Source organism: Candidatus Terasakiella magnetica, assembly GCF_900093605.1.
GTDB classification, from domain to species: Bacteria; Pseudomonadota; Alphaproteobacteria; order Rhodospirillales; family Terasakiellaceae; genus Terasakiella; species Terasakiella magnetica.
On sequence record NZ_FLYE01000001.1, the window covers coordinates 207486 to 223040 of the forward strand.

A 15555-nucleotide genomic window follows, 5' to 3' on the forward strand; every position below is an offset into this window, starting at 1 on the left:
GGTTGAGATGTGAAAAGCAACATATTTTGAGTGAGATAGCCATGAGTGAACTTGCTTCACCCCAGCTCAGCTGGAAAGAAAATAAAACACCTGTATCTGATCGTTTTGACGATGTGTATTTCAGCGCAGATGATGGCATTGCGGAATCACTTTATGTGTTCATACATGGGTGCGGTATGCCAGAAGCATTTGAGGGTAAAAATGCTTTTACGGTCGGTGAAACGGGCTTTGGCACCGGGCTTAATTTCTTGCTCACGTGGAAGGAATGGAGGGAGGCAAAAACGGATTGCCAGCTTCATTATATCTCGGTCGAAGCTTTTCCTTTAAGCAAAGAAGAACTCGCGCAAGCCTATCAAACATTTGAGGGGTTAGATGAATATGGCGAGGAATTTTTAAAGCATTATCCCGTCAATGCAGCGGGCTTTCACCACATCGTTTTAGATGAGGGAAGGGTGAAATTAACCCTCATGTTTGGGGAAGCCGCAGAGATGTTTGCCCAAGTTGAAGGCGAAGTTGATGCTTGGTATCTGGATGGTTTTGCCCCTTCTAAAAACCCTGAGATGTGGCGCGCAGAAGTGTTTGAACAATTGGGTCGATTGTCTAAAGAAGGTGCGATCATTTCCACCTTCACTGCAGCAGGTTTTGTAAAGCGCGGCCTTCAGGCGGTTGGGTTTGAAATGCGCAAGCGCAACGGTTATGGACGTAAAAGAGAAAGTTTAATTGGCGCTTTAAAAGTATCAAATAAACAATTGAAAAATAAATGGTATTTTAAACCGTTAAAGTCATTTGTTAAGCAAAAAATAGCCGTAATTGGTGGTGGGATTGCAGGTGCTTTAACCGCACGCAGATTACTGCAAGATGGTCATGAGGTTGTGATTTTTGAGCGCAATGATCAGGCAGGTCTAGAAGGTTCCGGCAACCGTATGGGGTTGATTAAACCGCGTGTTTCATTAGATCGCGGGTTTAACATCAAGGCCTATTTAAGTGCTGTTTCATTTTACGATAATCTGGATATTGACGTCTGGAAAGGACCGCGCGGCATTTTCGAGCTGGCAAAAGATAGCGCAGATGTGTTGCGCCATAAAATGGTCATGGAAAAGAACATTTTGCCTTCTTCAGAAATCCGTCATTTATCTAAAGAAGAAGCCTCTGAGATGATGGGAACTGAGATGCAAGGCGGCGGTTTGTGGTTCCCAAATGCTGGTTATGTTGAACCGTCAAATCTCTGTCAGGCGCTTACCAGCAAGATGGATATTCGCACCGGGGTGACGATTACCAAGATTTCAAAGCAGGATGATCAATGGCAGCTTTTAAGCGGTGAGGACATCGTCTTTGAAGGGGACGCCGTTGTGATGGCGACAGCAGGGGAAAATGCTGCCCTAAATGACTATTGCGATCTGGCGATGCGTGCGCGCCGTGGTCAGGTGAGTTATGTAAAAGCGACCAAGCAAAGTGAAAAGCTGAAATACCCACTTACAGGTGGGGGATACTTGCTGCCCTGTGTTGAGGGGGAACATATCATCGGGGCGACGTTTGAGCATTGGAAAGACTTCTTTGAGAAAAGTTACACTGAGGTTACTGAAGTAAGCCATGAGAAGAACCGGGAGAAGCTGAAAACCTTCTTCCCTGATATGGAATTTGAATTTATCTGCGGGCGGGCCTCCATGCGGGCCATGACACCGGATCATAACCCTATTGTCGGGCCGATTTATTCTAAAGACTGGTATGTGAAAGAATATAGCGCCTTTATGCATGGACCACGGGCCAAAAACTTTGCACCAGCTGAATATGTCGAGGGATTGTATGTTATATGTGGGCTGGGCGCGCGCGGTATGCAGACAGCGCCCTTGCTGGCAGATGTATTATCCTCTTATATTGCGGGGACGCATTGTCCCGTTGAAAATAGATATCGCGAGATGTTGCACCCAGCGCGCTCTTTAATGCGCGAGATTAAAAAGGCAAAACCATGACTTTACGCCCCACTGTTGTTTCACCAGCCTCTATGAAGAACTTGCGCCCGCGCAAAGACGGGCAAATTCAAAAAAGAATGGTGATTGATTGTAAAAATGATATGCAGTGGCGCGCCATTCATGAACCAGCGGTCAATGGCGTGGTGATGCGTCGCCGCCCCATTCGCGCCATTGAAACCTTTTTATCAGAAACTCAGGATGAAAACTTTGCGCCATGTGAGTTTACCTGCGCCCAAAGCCGTTTGCGCAGTGAGCTGAATAAGCATCTGGTTTTAAATAGTGATGAAGAAGAGCTACGCCGCAAGTTTCTGGTCAATGACATTACCAATTGGGTACGTGTCTTAATCGCGCAATCAAGATCACGTGATTATCTCTTTCGTCTTTGTACGGAACTACCGACGGACTTTAGCGCAGATAGCGGTGCGCTTAAGATGATCATCACCTATAGTGGGCTGGATGTGACCTTTAGGCAGCCCAAAGACAAGGATGAGCGAAGCTTCAGCCCTTATGGGGTCGCCTTGTTTCGTGGGCAAGGCTATGAGGCCCCTGTGGAATGGCTTGCGCGCAAAACACAGGAGCGTGCCTTTTATTTAACGATTGAGCCCGCTGTAAAACGTTTGAGACGTTTATAATCGGCTTACTTTTTGCCGTAAAGCTCATCAGGGGAGACAACAACGTCCTCGACCACTTCGACTTTGCCTTCACGCGCTGCCCATGAAAAACAGCTGCGACGCCCGGTGTGGCAAGCAACGCCTGTTTGGTTAACGCTAACAAGCACGGTGTCCATATCGCAGTCTGTGCGAAAATCTAGAAGCTCTTGTTGCTGACCGGAGCTTTCGCCCTTGCGCCAAAGTTTTTGGCGTGAGCGTGAGTAGTAACATACACGACCCGTTTTAAGGGTTTCAGCCACCGCTTCTTTATTCATCCATGCCATCATGAGGATTTCGCCCGTATCATGCTGTTGGGAAATCGCAGGGATTAGGCCGTCACTATTGTATTTTAGGGCTTCAACGATATCATCAGGTGTGTCAGTCTTTGAACACATAGCATGTCACCTTTTTAAAAGAAGGGTTGGCGAAAGGGTGTTATCTGTTCTAATAGGACAACAACGTGATTGAGACAAGGTAAATTCACACATGGAACTGTCATATCAGGATATTGGCGAAGGCCATCCGGTTGTTATTTTACACGGTCTGTTTGGGGCTGCAAAAAACTGGAATTCCATAGCAAAACAAATGGCACGCAAATACCGTATTTTAACCGTTGATTTGCGCAATCATGGGGCCAGCCCATGGACAGATACCATGTCTTATGTGGAGATGGCTCAAGACCTTGTTGAGTTTTTAGACCAGCGCGGTCTGGATAAGGCGTCAATCGTAGGCCATTCCATGGGGGGCAAGGTTGCCATGACCATGGCCTTAAAATCGCCTGAACGTGTGGAGCGTTTAGTGGTTGCAGATATCGCACCTGTTAAATATCCACGTATGGCGTTTAAGTCTTATGTGGAAAAGCTCCAGTCTGTGGATTTAAGCACTGTATCGCGCCGAAGTGAGGTTGATCCGTTGATTTCAGATGTGATTGAAAGCTCGGCTGTGCGGGCATTCTTACTCGGAAACCTTCAAAGCACAAAAGACGGGCTTCGCTGGATGGTCAATCTTGAGACGTTGGGCCGTGAAATGGATAGCATCGGCGGCGTGCCTGCCATTCGAATGGATGCGAAGTATGACGGTGAGACCCTGTTTATTGATGGGGCGAGCTCTGATTATATCCAATCAAGCCATCATCAATTGATCCGTCATCTTTTCCCCAATGTCCAATTCCATAGCATTGCGGATGCTGGTCATTGGGTTCATGCGGAAAAGCCCCATGATTTTATGGCAGCGCTGAATGATTTTCTGCCATGAGCTCTTATCTAGACGATATATACGGCGATTATGTCACTGGCCTTGAAAAGCAAGGCTTGCGCCGCAGCCTGCGTGTGGTGGGTAAAAGCCATGAGGGGCGAACATACCTTGAGGGTGAGGAGATTATCAACTTTTCATCCAACAACTATATGGGGCTGGCACAACATCCCTTATTGATTGAACGCGCCTGTGAGTGGGCACAGGGCTGGGGAACAGGTTCTATGGCCTCACGCCTTGTATGTGGCACGATGGAGCTGCATGAGCGTGTAGAGGCCCGCCTTGTTGAAGCAAAGGGTGGGGAAGCTGCCTTGATCTTTAATTCAGGCTTTCAGGCCAATTCTGCCATTTTAACGGCCTTGTTGGATAAAGAGGTCTTAGGGGCAGAGCCGCTTGTTTTTTGCGACCGGTTAAATCATGCCAGTATGCACCATGGCTTAAAGGCTGCTGGCATTCGCCAAATCAGATACCGCCATAATGATCTCAATCATCTTGAGGAGTTGTTGAAAAAGCACGAGAATAAACAAGGAGACCGCTTTATCCTTAGTGAAAGTGTTTTCAGTATGGATGGGGATCAAAGCGATGTTGATGCGCTGATCGCCTTGGCTGAAAAATATAATGCGCAGCTTTATCTGGATGAAGCCCATGCAACAGGGGTGTTGGGCCAAAGGGGTTATGGCCTGTGTGCGGGCAAAAATGTTGCTTTTAAGATGGGGACCTTTTCAAAAGCGCTTGGTGGCTTTGGGGCTTATCTGGTTTGTTCACAAAAAGCTAAAGACTTTTTGGTTAATCGTTGTAGTGGGCTGATTTATTCAACATCACTGCCCCCTGCCGTGCTTGGGGCTATGGATGCAGCGCTTGAGCTTGTTCCTCAACTGGATAAAGAGCGCGAGACGTTATTGGAGAATGCACAGTATGTACGTGATCATTTTGTAAGCTGTGGTTTTGATGTGGGGGATTCTTCCACACAGATCATTCCTTTGATCATTGGGGATGAAGAAAAGACACTCGCCATGGCAAAAGCGCTAGAGGCTGAGAATATCCTGGGCATTGCCATTCGCCCACCAACGGTGCCTAAGGGGACAAGCCGTATCCGTTTGGCCCTAAGTGCGATCCACCGTCGTGAAGATATTGAACGCCTGTGCCAAGTGGTCGCGAGTTTTAAACAATGACGAAGCTTATCTTTGTTCATGGCTGGGGCTTTGATGCAAGCTTCTGGGATGGTTTGCGCGCAGAACTTCCCGATTTTGATACCGCATGTGTTGATCTCGGCTTTTTTAATCAGCCAGAAGAGATGCTTGATCCTGATGCGGTTTATATTACCCATTCTATGGGCATGGCATGGGTGTTGGAGACTGTGAAGTCTTGCAAAGGGCTGATAGCCATTAATGGCTTTAGCAAGTTCTGTGCAGATGAGAATTGGGCAAATGGCGTGGCCCCGCGTATGTTAAGCCGCATGATCAGACAGTTTGAAAAAACGCCTGAAAAGGTCTGGACTGATTTTATGGTGAATTGCGGACATGCTGAGCCAATATTAAGAGACACAGCAAATGAGCAGTTGTTACTAGAGGGATTACAGTATCTAGAGAGCTGTGACGTGCGTGAAAAATTAGAAGGTTTTGATGCACCGTTTCTGGCAATTGCTGCACAGAAAGACCGTATCGTGCCAGAAAATTTGACCAGAGCCTCTTTCGGTGAGGATGTAATCTGGTATAAAGAGGGAAACCACCTTCTGCCAATGTTTGAAACAAAGTCACTGGCTGAACATATCCAACGATTTCTGGACAGAGTGTAAGTGAATAAAAAACATATCGCGCGGTCTTTTGGTAAAGCTTCCTCCACCTATGAGAGTGAGGCGCCTGTACAAAAATGGACGGCAAATTACCTCAGTAGCTATATTGACGGGCTTGGGATTAATCACCCCGCGCGCTGCCTTGAAATCGGATGTGGAACGGGTTTTCTAACCCAGTTGATGTTGGCGCAATATCCTAAAGCTGATTGGGTCATCACTGATCTATCAGATAAGATGTTACAACAGTGCCAAGCTCTTAATGGGGAGGGGCCAAGCTATTACGTCATGGATGGGGAAAATCCCGATGTAGAGGGTGGCTTTGATCTGATTGTGAGTAGCCTTGCGTTTCAATGGTTTCATGATTTTGAAGCAAGTTGTCAGAAACTCGTAAGTTTATTAAACCCAAATGGTCGGTTGGTCTTTACCACATTGGGGCAATCAACCTTTCAGCAATGGCGCGATAATCTTGAAAAACTGGATATGCCAGCAGGCATTCATTTATATCCGGCACTTGAAAAAATTCAGCAATTAGAACTAACTAATTGCGATTACACCTTTAAAAATGAAATACGCACCCAATATTATGAAACTGGTTTAACTTTTTTGCGCGCCCTTAAAGCGATTGGTGCACAGGCACCGCAAAAAGGCTATCGCCCATTGAATGGGGGAGAGATGCGAAAGGTGTTAAAATCACTCGAAGCATCAGGTGATTGTTCAATGACTTATGAGATCATCATAGGTGATATCAAAAAAACAGGGAATTCATGACAACATATTTTGTAACGGGTACGGATACGGATATCGGAAAGACTGTCGTATCTGCATTACTGACAAAGCAACTGGATGCCTTTTATTGGAAACCTGTTCAGTCGGGCACAAATGAAGCTCATGACAAAGAAGATGTGCAACGTATTTGTGACATTCCCAAAGAGAAAATTCTGCCCTGTGCTTATGAATTATCAGAGCCGTTATCTCCCCATGAAGCAGCCCGACTCGACAATGTTGAAATTGACTTTAATAAAATTGTAAAACCTAAAGTTACATCAAGTTTAGTCATTGAAGGCGCTGGTGGTGTGTTTGTGCCACTTAATAATGATTTTATGATGATTGATCTTATTAGAAAGATGGAATGTGAGGCAATAATCGTAGCCCGCAGTGGTTTGGGGACTATCAATCATACGTTATTAACGTTGAATGCTCTGAAGCAGTACGATATACCCGTCAAAGGTGTTGTTTTGAATGGGCCATTAAACCAAGGTAATAAAAATGCCATTGAACAATTTGGTGATGTGCGTATTCTAGGGGAAATACCTTTTATCGAAGATATGGACTTTTCATCACTTGAAAAACCAGTTTTTGATTTAAGTTCAAAAAAATGAGATACTTCAAGTATCTATAAAAAGAGGGATGCAATAAATGAAATTTCTGTTGGCAGATGACCACGGTCTTTTCAGGGAAGGTATAAAACTTATCTTCAATAAGCTACAGCCAGATATCGAGGTTGTGGAAGCTGAAACATTACCTGAAACGGAATCCCTTCTGAATAATGGTAGCAAGTACGATCTTATTCTACTGGATTTGAAAATGCCGGGTGTATCCGGTTTGGACAGTGTTCAAAAAATCGTAAGCCTTGCGGAAGAGCAGCCCGTCGTTGTTATGTCGGGTGCTTATCGTCGTGCTGATGTACTTTCTTGCATTGATAAAGGTGCGGCAGGCTTCATTCCAAAGACTTTGGGTGGTCAGGCCATGATCAATGCGATTAACCTCGTCTTACATGGTGAAAAATTCATTCCATCTGTTATCTGTTCAACGGATGAAGAGATGGCTGAAGATGAAACCGATAGCAAAATCTTTGAAGAGCTCACAACGCGTGAGCGCGAAGTTCTGAAATATCTGGTTGAAGGTCATTCAAACAAGGTTATTGCAAGCATTCTTGAATTGCAGGAAGTAACTGTGCGTGCGCATTTGAAAGGTGTGTTTCGCAAACTCGGCGTATCAAGCCGCACACAAGCCGTTGGCTTGGCATTGAGAAGTGGCTTTAGCGGTTAAGTTAAAGCCTTTTCGATTGCATCAAGAAGCTGCTGTTTATTCACAGGTTTTTTAAGCGCTATTGAGGCTCCGGCTTCAATAGCGGCTGCGGACAGGTTTTGTGAGCCCACACGCACGCCACCCGTTAGGGTGACAATTGGGGTGCCTATCCCTTTTTTTCTGAGTGCTGTAATAAATTCAACACCGTCCATCTCAGGCATGACAAGGTCTGTTAGGATCACATCAAACGTCTTTTGATCGCATAATTCTAAACCTGCTTGTGCAGAACTTGCTGTTGCGGTGTTGCAATGGTTTCTCGCTAACACCATAGCTATTGAGTCTCTTACCATATCGTCATCATCGACAATGAGGACTTCATATTGGTTTGACATATGAGTATCTCCGCTCAGAGTAATGGTAAATAGACACACACACAGGCACCGCCATTTTCAGCATGTCTTGCTTCAACCGCACCCCCATGGATTTCGACAAGGCGCTGGACAACGGATAGGCCAAGGCCCGAACCATCAGTTTGTGTTTTTGTTGTAAAAAAGGGCTCAAAAATCTGGTTGATAATCTCATCTGGAATGCCCGGCCCCGTATCGGTTACGCATAAGGTTGCATAGTCACCTTCAGGGATTTCAAAACGGCTGATCAGTTCAGAGTTTTCATCAATATGAATTTTCTTGAGCTCAAACGTTACAGTACCGTGTTTTTCACCAATTGCTTGGGCAGCGTTGGTGCCAATATTCATAATGATTTGATGAATTTGGTCCAGATCGGCAAAACACTTAAATTCATCTTCTTCTGATTGATCATCAATCATTATGGTTTGGGGAATTGATGAACGCAGCAGGGCAAGTGTTTCTTTAAGCTCATGTGCAATATCAATCTCGGTCGGTTCACTTTCTTCAGGGCGTGTATAGGTTAAAATACGCCGCACCAGACGGCGTGCACGCTGCGCTGCCTGATTGATGTTAGAAAGGTTTTTTTCGTAAAATTCATCTTCTGCATCTTCCATCAACATTTCACTGACGAGAAGGATGGGGGAGAGAAGGTTGTTGAAATCATGCGCAAGGCTTCCCGCAAGCTGACCAAGGAGCTCTTGCTTTTGCGCTTGAAAAAGCTGTTTTTGAAGTTCCAGTCGATCTTCTTCGCCGGAGCGAACTGAGGTCAGGTCATAAGCAGTGACGATAAACTGAACTTCGCCTTGTTCTTGATAGCGCGCGACATTAAAACCGGTTGGCAAAAGTTTCCCATCTTTGGTTTTAAGGTTGCCTTCCATGTGAATGGATGGGCGCGTACCTGTTTCTTTAAGTAGCTCAGTTGGACTGACTTCCATATCAAAGTCCGTAACTTCAAGAAAGTTACTTTCCAGAAGGCTAGAGCGTTTTAATCCCGTACTTTCACAGAGCTTCGGGTTGGTTGCAATGATTTTACCATCTGAATCAAGTAATAGGATGCCTTCACGTGCCTCATCCACAAGGCTTCGGTATCTTTGTTCACTGCGCTTTAGGGCATTTTGTGCCTTTTGTTGCAATGTGATGTCATGAAAAATAACAACAAGCATTTGTTCTGAAGAGATATCGACAGGTCGCCCAGAAATTTCTACGGTTGCTAACCCGCCTTGTTTACCAACGATGGTACTTTTCGCCTTTTCATTCTGTCCCCATAAGAAGGACTGATAATGGCCCATCATAATATCAAGGTCTTCTTCAAGGTGGATATCATCAACAGTAAGGTTTGGGAGCTCTTCCTCTGTAACCTCAAGCAGTTCAGCTGCTTTTTGGTTACCTTCAATAATATTTCCTTCATGGGAAAGCAGGATAATCGCATCACCTGCACCTGACATGACCCCACGATATTTTGCCAAGGTTTCTAATAGTGAAGCACGTTCGGTAAAATCTTCGCTGATATCTTGAATATAACCGATGAGTTTTTGGGAGTTCGTATTCGATTTCACCATTAGGAGAATGGGGATTTCTTTACCATTGCGCGTCAATGCATGGGTATGCAGACGAAAATGCCCGCCCTCATCAGCAACACGGGCAAAGAGAGTCTGGACTTTTTGCTGATCACTTGGGTGAATAAAACCGATTAGGCTTTGCAAGGAGGGCAAAGGCGGGTGATCTTTGATCTGTAAAATATGATTGATGTTTTCAGACCACCAGAAGTCACCTGTTTCAATATTCCACTCAAGCCCACCAATCTCAGCGCATTCTTCAATCTGGTTTCTCAGCTCGACTTCGCGAGAAATAAGTGTGTTATCAGTCGGGGATAAATGAATATTATTCTTGTTTGTGCTCAATATGTCACCCAAATGTAAAATAAATGAAAAATACAACCAACTGTATCTTGGTGATTTATGATGCACAGTGTAACTTATAGAAAGATAAGGATAAAGGGGCGGTTTCATGAAATTCCGGTTTACTCCGGTTGTTTTGCTTTTCTTTTTAAGCGCAGTTCTTGGTGTGAGTGGTTTTCTGCTGTCCACATCCTATAAGAATGCTCAAGACGCGCTTCATTTTGAACAGTTAGACCAGATTTCACGAACACATGAACTTGCACAGCAGTTCCTGAACTTTCGCTTGACTGAGGCACGCCGCACTCTAGAAACTCACGCCTCTTTTCGTGAAGATGAATTTGGTAATCTTCTTTCTCATAATGCTTTGAAGAAAACCCTGTTTGATTTTGTTATCCGTTATGAAAAGTCTTATAATGAAGATGCAAAAATCGTAGAAGAATATGGCGATATTGTCGTAGATGCGCGCAATATATTGATGAAAAATGATCGCTGGTTTATTGAGAAAACAAGTAATGGCCTTGCCTTAAGCTATCAGCTTGAAATCACATACGATAAATCCATAAACCAGCAAGGGACACGCATTTTTAAGGGCGGTTTCTACCTCACAGATAATTTCCCTCTCATCAATGCGGTTAGAACTGCCAGTCGTGCCTTTGCCCATATTCTTGTCTATGATAACGAAAAGCTTGTGTCTTCTGTGTCTCTTGAAGACGGTGTTGAAGATGTTGCACAAGCCAGCTTTAAAGAATTCGGCCCGATATTTTCAACGCTTGATTCTCCCTTTAGTGGTGATATCAAACCCATTCGCATTGAAAAGGGGAACCGAGGTCTTTTTCTGTTGAGCGTTACCACCACACAAGGTGCGGAAAACTGGAAAGAGACATTTAAACAGACGATTGTTATTGGTTTCGTGTTTGTGGTTATCCTAACCCTTTTGGTTACGTTTGTTTTGCGTGTTCTGGTGCATCGTTCCCTTAAAGGCTTGCTTGAGTATGCACAAGGTGTGTGTGATGGTGATGAGGATATTCATTATCAAGCTGGCTCAATCATAGAATTTAATGAAGTTGGCCGTGTTATTGAAACCATGGTCGATGATATGTCGGAAAAAGGTAAATATATTTCCGATATGGTTGAGGCGGCGAACTCACCAATTCTGGCATGGGATAAAGACGGTAATATCACAATTATCAACAAGGCTATTCAGACGCTTTTTGATATTGATAATCTGGATGATTTTAAAAATATTACAGACTTTTTTGATCGCTTTAATGACCCAATGGGCAAGCTTGCCTGTGAAGAAGCCTTACGAGGTAAAGCTACGCGCTCACTTGAAACTAAATTTAACCTCTATGGCTCAACCCGTTATGTGATTTGGAGCGTGACGCCTTTGCGCGATATGCATAATGCTGTTACTGGGGTGATTGCACAGGGCCAAGATGTTACACAAAGACGCCATGCAGAGGGTAGCTTGCGTCTTTCTTCAACCGTATTTGAAAATACCGCTGAAGGCATCATGATTACGGATGAAAAAGGCAATATCATTGATGTAAATACCGCCTTTACAGATATTACAGGCTATTCACGCGAAGATGTGATGGGGCAAAACCCCCGGATCATGAAATCAGGTCGCCATTCCCAAGAGTTTTATGAAGCCATGTGGGGCGATTTACATAATAAAGGCATCTGGCGCGGTGAGATTTGGGATAAACGCAAAAGCGGTGAAGAATACCCAAAATGGGTGTCCATCAGTGCCTGTAAAAATGATAGTGGGCGTTTGACCCATTATGTGGCGGTCTTTTCTGATATTACCGATAAGAAAGAAGATGAACATAAGCTTGAACAGCTCGCCCATTTTGATCACTTAACAGGCTTGCCAAACCGCGTTCTTTTCCAAGACAGGCTGCAAACGGCACTGGCACGTTCGCGCCGGGATAAAGAACATATGGCGATTTTGTTTGTTGATCTGGATCGTTTCAAGCAAATCAATGATTCCCTAGGCCATCGTGTTGGTGACCTTCTCCTTGTAGAAGTCTCTAAACGCCTGCTTTATAGCATTCGCGAAATTGATACGGTTGCCCGCCTTTCTGGTGATGAATTTACTGTCATTTTAACTGATATTGCTTCAGTGGATGCGGTGGAGTTGATTGCCTCGCGTATTGTTCAGTCCCTTGGCGCGCCATATTTCTTTGAAGGCCATGAGCTTTTTGTTTCTGCCAGTGTGGGGATTTCGCTTTACCCAATGGATGGGGAAACAACGACTGATCTTTTGCGCAATGCTGATGTTGCTATGTATCATGCCAAGGAAAAAGGGCGTAATAACTATCAATTCTTTGATGTGCGCATGAACGAACATGCACAATCACAATTGTCTATGGCAAATAAGCTGCGCATTGCCTTGAACCGCAATGTTATTCACCCTCATTACCAGCTTAAAGTCGATATTCGTACCGGAAAACCCATTGGTCTTGAGGCCTTAGCCCGTTGGAATGATGAAAATGGCAAGCCCGTCTCACCCGCAAAATTCATCCCCATTGCAGAAGAACATGGCCTAATCGCCCGTGTGGGAAGTTCTATTCTTCAACAGGTCTGCGTGCAGATTAGAATGTGGCAGGATATGAATTTTGAATTTGGCAGTGTGGCCTTTAACCTGTCCGCACAACAGTTTCGTGACCCGAACTTATTATCTGATATTCGTGAAGCCATAGAAGATAACAAGATTGACCCCAAACATCTTGAAGTCGAAGTGACGGAAAATACGATGATGGATGATGTTGAAGATGCCATTCAGATTCTGTCTAACCTGAAAGACATGGGACTTAAAATCTCAATTGATGATTTTGGCACAGGCTATTCCTCTTTGAGCTATTTAAAGCGTTTCCCTGTCGATACGCTTAAAATCGATCGATCCTTTATTAATGAATTAACCCTTGATAGTGATGATGCTGCCATTGTCTCAGCCATTGTTTCCATGGCACAAAAACTCGGGGTGAGTATTGTTGCTGAAGGGGTGGAAAATATTGAGCAGTCACAATATCTCAAAGAAATCGGTTGTTATCATGTGCAGGGCTATCTATATGCTAAACCATGTGCGGGAGGGGAATTACCCCTTGTTTGGGAACATGTCATCCGTGAATTTGCCGAATAAAACGTACTGTCACAAAAGTGTAATATAAAATACATATATTGGGCGTCACCTTAATTCTCATAAAACACACTCAACGAGGTTGATGTGCTTTTTCGCAAAAAAAAGTCGCCTGTTCATAAGAGGGTTGCTGAAACAGTCACTGTGTCAGCAACCGATGATGCCAATGCCATACTTGCTTCACTAGCCGATCCTATTTTGGTTCTGGATAGTCAGCGTGTGGTTAAACATGCCAATCAGGCTGCAATGGACCTGTTTGGGCGGATGCTTGTTGGGCGCAATATCGTGCAATGTATTCGCCAACCCCATGTCATAGATGCCGTTGAGCATGTTTTTAAAACCAAAGAAACATGGGATGGGGAGGTGAAGTTTCCAGCCCCCGTTGAGCGTCATCTTTCCTTACGGGTTACAATGATTGGTGAGCGCGAAGGTGTTTCTATTACTGTGCGCGATACGACACGTGAAAAACGCACAGAAGAAATGCATTCGGACTTTGTTGCCAATGTCAGCCATGAATTGCGCTCCCCCTTATCAGCATTGGTTGGCTTTATTGAAACACTGCAAGGTCCAGCAAATGATGATCCAGAAGCCAGAGAGCGTTTTCTGGGTATTATGATCCAGGAAGCCAATCGTATGGCGCGCTTGATTGATGATCTATTGTCATTATCACGTGTGCAAATTCAAGAGCATGTGGCACCGGAAGAGCCTGTCAATATGACGACGGTGTTAAAAAATGTCGTTGATATCTTATCCCTTAAGGCTGAAAACCGTCAGATGGAGCTCATTTTAAACTGTGAGGCAAGTGATTGCATTATTTCTGGTGATCAGGATCAAATGACACAGGTTTTTCAAAACCTGATTGATAATGCCATTAAATACAGCAAAGTTGGCACGTCTGTTGAAATCAATTGTCGCTATATAGAGCAACTCCCTCACAAAAGCGCACCGGGTGTACAGGTTGCTGTGTGTGACCATGGGGATGGAATTGATGAAGAACATCTACCACGCTTGACCGAGCGTTTTTATCGCATAGATAAAGCGCGCTCACGCACAATGGGTGGCACAGGGCTCGGCCTTGCAATTGTAAAACATATTATTATGCGTCATAGAGGTCGTATTCAGATTGAGAGTAAAGCAGGTGAGGGGTCTTGTTTTACAGTTTTATTGCCGCTTAAAGCTTAAAATAAGCCAGTGTCATCAAAGTGTAACATTGATGTCATAAAAGAGAAGTGAACGAAAACTAGGTTTGCCTCACTTACTGTTAACCGCGCCAAAACGCGGTATCGCTAATTATTCTTTTGGAGAGTTTCAAATGTCATTTAAGAAGACTTTTGCTATCGCAGCGTTTGCTTCTGTTGTTGCTGCTGGTGCTGCTGAAGCACGCGATCAAATCCGTATCGTTGGTTCTTCTACAGTTTACCCATTTGCTACATCTGTTGCAGAAACATTCGGTAAAAGCACAAGCTTTAAAACACCCGTTATCGAATCAACTGGTTCAGGCGGCGGTTTCAAACTGTTCTGTGCTGGTGTTGGTGAAGAACACCCAGACATCACAAATGCTTCTCGCGCTGTAAAATCATCTGAGATTGAACGTTGTGCGAAAAACGGCGTAGATAAAATCACTGAAGTTAAAGTTGGTTATGACGGTATCGTTCTAGCAAACTCTAAAAAAGGTGATCAGCTTAAGATCACGCGTAAGCAAATCTTCCTAGCTCTTGCTAAAGACGTTCCTAACGCTGAAGGTAAATTGGTTCCAAACCCATATAAGAAATGGTCTGAAATCGATTCTTCCCTGCCAGCAACTAAAATCGAAGTGCTTGGCCCACCACCAACATCAGGTACACGCGATGCATTTGCAGAGCTTGCCCTTGAAGGTGGTTGTAAGAAATTCCCAATGATCAAAGCCATGAAAAAAGGCGATGAGAAAATGGGTATCAAAAAAGACAAAAAGAAATATAAAGCCATTTGTCACTCTGTTCGTGAAGACGGCGCCTATATCGATGCCGGCGAAAATGACAACCTGATCATTCAAAAGCTGAACGCAAACCCTAAAGCCTATGGCGTATTTGGTTTCTCTTTCCTTGATCAAAACTCTGACTCAGTTCAAGGCTCAGTTATCGATGGTAAATTGCCAGAGTTTGAGTTGATTGCAAACGGTTCTTACCCTGTTTCACGCCCATTGTTCTTCTATGTGAAAAATGCTCACATCGGTTCTGTACCGGGTATTCTTGAGTATCTTGCTGAGTTCACAGCAGACAAAGCGTGGGGTGACGAAGGTTACTTGACAGACAAAGGCTTGATCCCAATGCCTGTTGAAGAACGCGCTAAATACAAAGCTAACGTTAAAGCACTCGGTGCTGGTAGCTAAAAGACGACTTGTGAGAAAAACGGTGGCTTTTTTTAAGGCTGCCGTTTTT

General features: G+C 44.4%; 14 protein-coding genes. 11 read left to right on the plus strand and 3 right to left on the minus strand.

Annotated elements, in window-relative coordinates; genetic code table 11:
- The first annotated feature begins 41 nt into the window (after nt 1-41).
- The gene (gene mnmC / locus MTBPR1_RS00600; protein ID WP_069185613.1) at nt 42-1970 is read left to right on the plus strand and encodes a bifunctional tRNA (5-methylaminomethyl-2-thiouridine)(34)-methyltransferase MnmC2/FAD-dependent 5-carboxymethylaminomethyl-2-thiouridine(34) oxidoreductase MnmC1; all 1929 of its coding nucleotides are present in this window, start codon (nt 42-44) and stop codon (nt 1968-1970) included.
- A complete protein-coding gene (locus MTBPR1_RS00605) occupies nt 1967-2602 on the plus strand; it encodes a DUF1826 domain-containing protein (RefSeq protein ID WP_069185614.1) in 636 nt (211 codons plus the stop codon). Before mnmC ends, MTBPR1_RS00605 begins: the two co-directional genes overlap by 4 nt.
- A 5-nt stretch (nt 2603-2607) precedes the next feature.
- Here MTBPR1_RS00605 and hisI read toward each other — a convergent pair whose 3' ends face one another.
- Nucleotides 2608-3015, minus strand: coding sequence for a phosphoribosyl-AMP cyclohydrolase (gene hisI / locus MTBPR1_RS00610; protein ID WP_069185615.1), 408 nt, complete (start codon nt 3013-3015; stop codon nt 2608-2610).
- Nucleotides 3016-3106: 91 nt separating this feature from the next.
- Here hisI and MTBPR1_RS00615 point away from each other — a divergent pair, with 91 nt between their 5' ends.
- Genes MTBPR1_RS00615 through MTBPR1_RS00640 form a run of 6 tightly spaced genes read left to right on the plus strand, consistent with a single transcriptional unit; the run spans nt 3107 to nt 7712 of the window.
- Nucleotides 3107-3874 (plus strand): alpha/beta fold hydrolase, encoded by a 768-nt coding sequence (locus tag MTBPR1_RS00615; protein ID WP_069185616.1) that lies wholly within the window; start codon nt 3107-3109, stop codon nt 3872-3874.
- Nucleotides 3871-5043 carry an 8-amino-7-oxononanoate synthase gene (bioF, locus tag MTBPR1_RS00620; RefSeq protein ID WP_069185617.1) on the plus strand — a complete coding sequence of 391 codons (1173 nt, stop codon included), beginning with the start codon at nt 3871-3873 and terminating at the stop codon, nt 5041-5043. Before MTBPR1_RS00615 ends, bioF begins: the two co-directional genes overlap by 4 nt.
- Entirely contained in the window at nt 5040-5666 is a 627-nt protein-coding gene (locus MTBPR1_RS00625; RefSeq protein WP_069185618.1) for an alpha/beta fold hydrolase, read from the plus strand. The genes bioF and MTBPR1_RS00625 overlap by 4 nt, the downstream gene beginning before the upstream one ends.
- Nucleotides 5667-6431 (plus strand): methyltransferase domain-containing protein, encoded by a 765-nt coding sequence (locus MTBPR1_RS00630; protein WP_069185619.1) that lies wholly within the window; start codon nt 5667-5669, stop codon nt 6429-6431.
- Nucleotides 6428-7042, plus strand: coding sequence for a dethiobiotin synthase (bioD, locus tag MTBPR1_RS00635; protein ID WP_069185620.1), 615 nt, complete (start codon nt 6428-6430; stop codon nt 7040-7042). The genes MTBPR1_RS00630 and bioD overlap by 4 nt, the downstream gene beginning before the upstream one ends.
- A gap of 37 nt (nt 7043-7079) precedes the next feature.
- Nucleotides 7080-7712 (plus strand): response regulator, encoded by a 633-nt coding sequence (locus MTBPR1_RS00640; RefSeq protein ID WP_069185621.1) that lies wholly within the window; start codon nt 7080-7082, stop codon nt 7710-7712.
- Here the strand turns inward: MTBPR1_RS00640 and MTBPR1_RS00645 are convergent.
- Both MTBPR1_RS00645 and MTBPR1_RS00650 read right to left on the minus strand, forming a co-directional pair.
- Entirely contained in the window at nt 7709-8083 is a 375-nt protein-coding gene (locus tag MTBPR1_RS00645; RefSeq protein WP_083222806.1) for a response regulator, read from the minus strand. The genes MTBPR1_RS00640 and MTBPR1_RS00645 overlap by 4 nt on opposite strands.
- Nucleotides 8084-8097: 14 nt before the next feature.
- Complete coding sequence (locus MTBPR1_RS00650) at nt 8098-9999, minus strand: PAS domain-containing sensor histidine kinase (protein WP_069185623.1); 1902 nt, start codon at nt 9997-9999, stop codon at nt 8098-8100.
- Between the two features lie 106 nt (nt 10000-10105).
- On the opposite strand from MTBPR1_RS00650, the gene MTBPR1_RS00655 reads away from it, so the two are divergent.
- The 3 genes from MTBPR1_RS00655 (at nt 10106) to MTBPR1_RS00665 (ending at nt 15506) form a co-directional block, all read left to right on the plus strand.
- Entirely contained in the window at nt 10106-13141 is a 3036-nt protein-coding gene (locus MTBPR1_RS00655; protein WP_069185624.1) for a sensor domain-containing protein, read from the plus strand.
- Nucleotides 13142-13225: 84 nt separating this feature from the next.
- Complete coding sequence (locus tag MTBPR1_RS00660) at nt 13226-14320, plus strand: ATP-binding protein (RefSeq protein ID WP_069185625.1); 1095 nt, start codon at nt 13226-13228, stop codon at nt 14318-14320.
- Nucleotides 14321-14450: 130 nt separating this feature from the next.
- Nucleotides 14451-15506 carry a PstS family phosphate ABC transporter substrate-binding protein gene (locus MTBPR1_RS00665; RefSeq protein WP_069185626.1) on the plus strand — a complete coding sequence of 352 codons (1056 nt, stop codon included), beginning with the start codon at nt 14451-14453 and terminating at the stop codon, nt 15504-15506.
- The last annotated feature ends 49 nt before the right edge of the window (nt 15507-15555 follow it).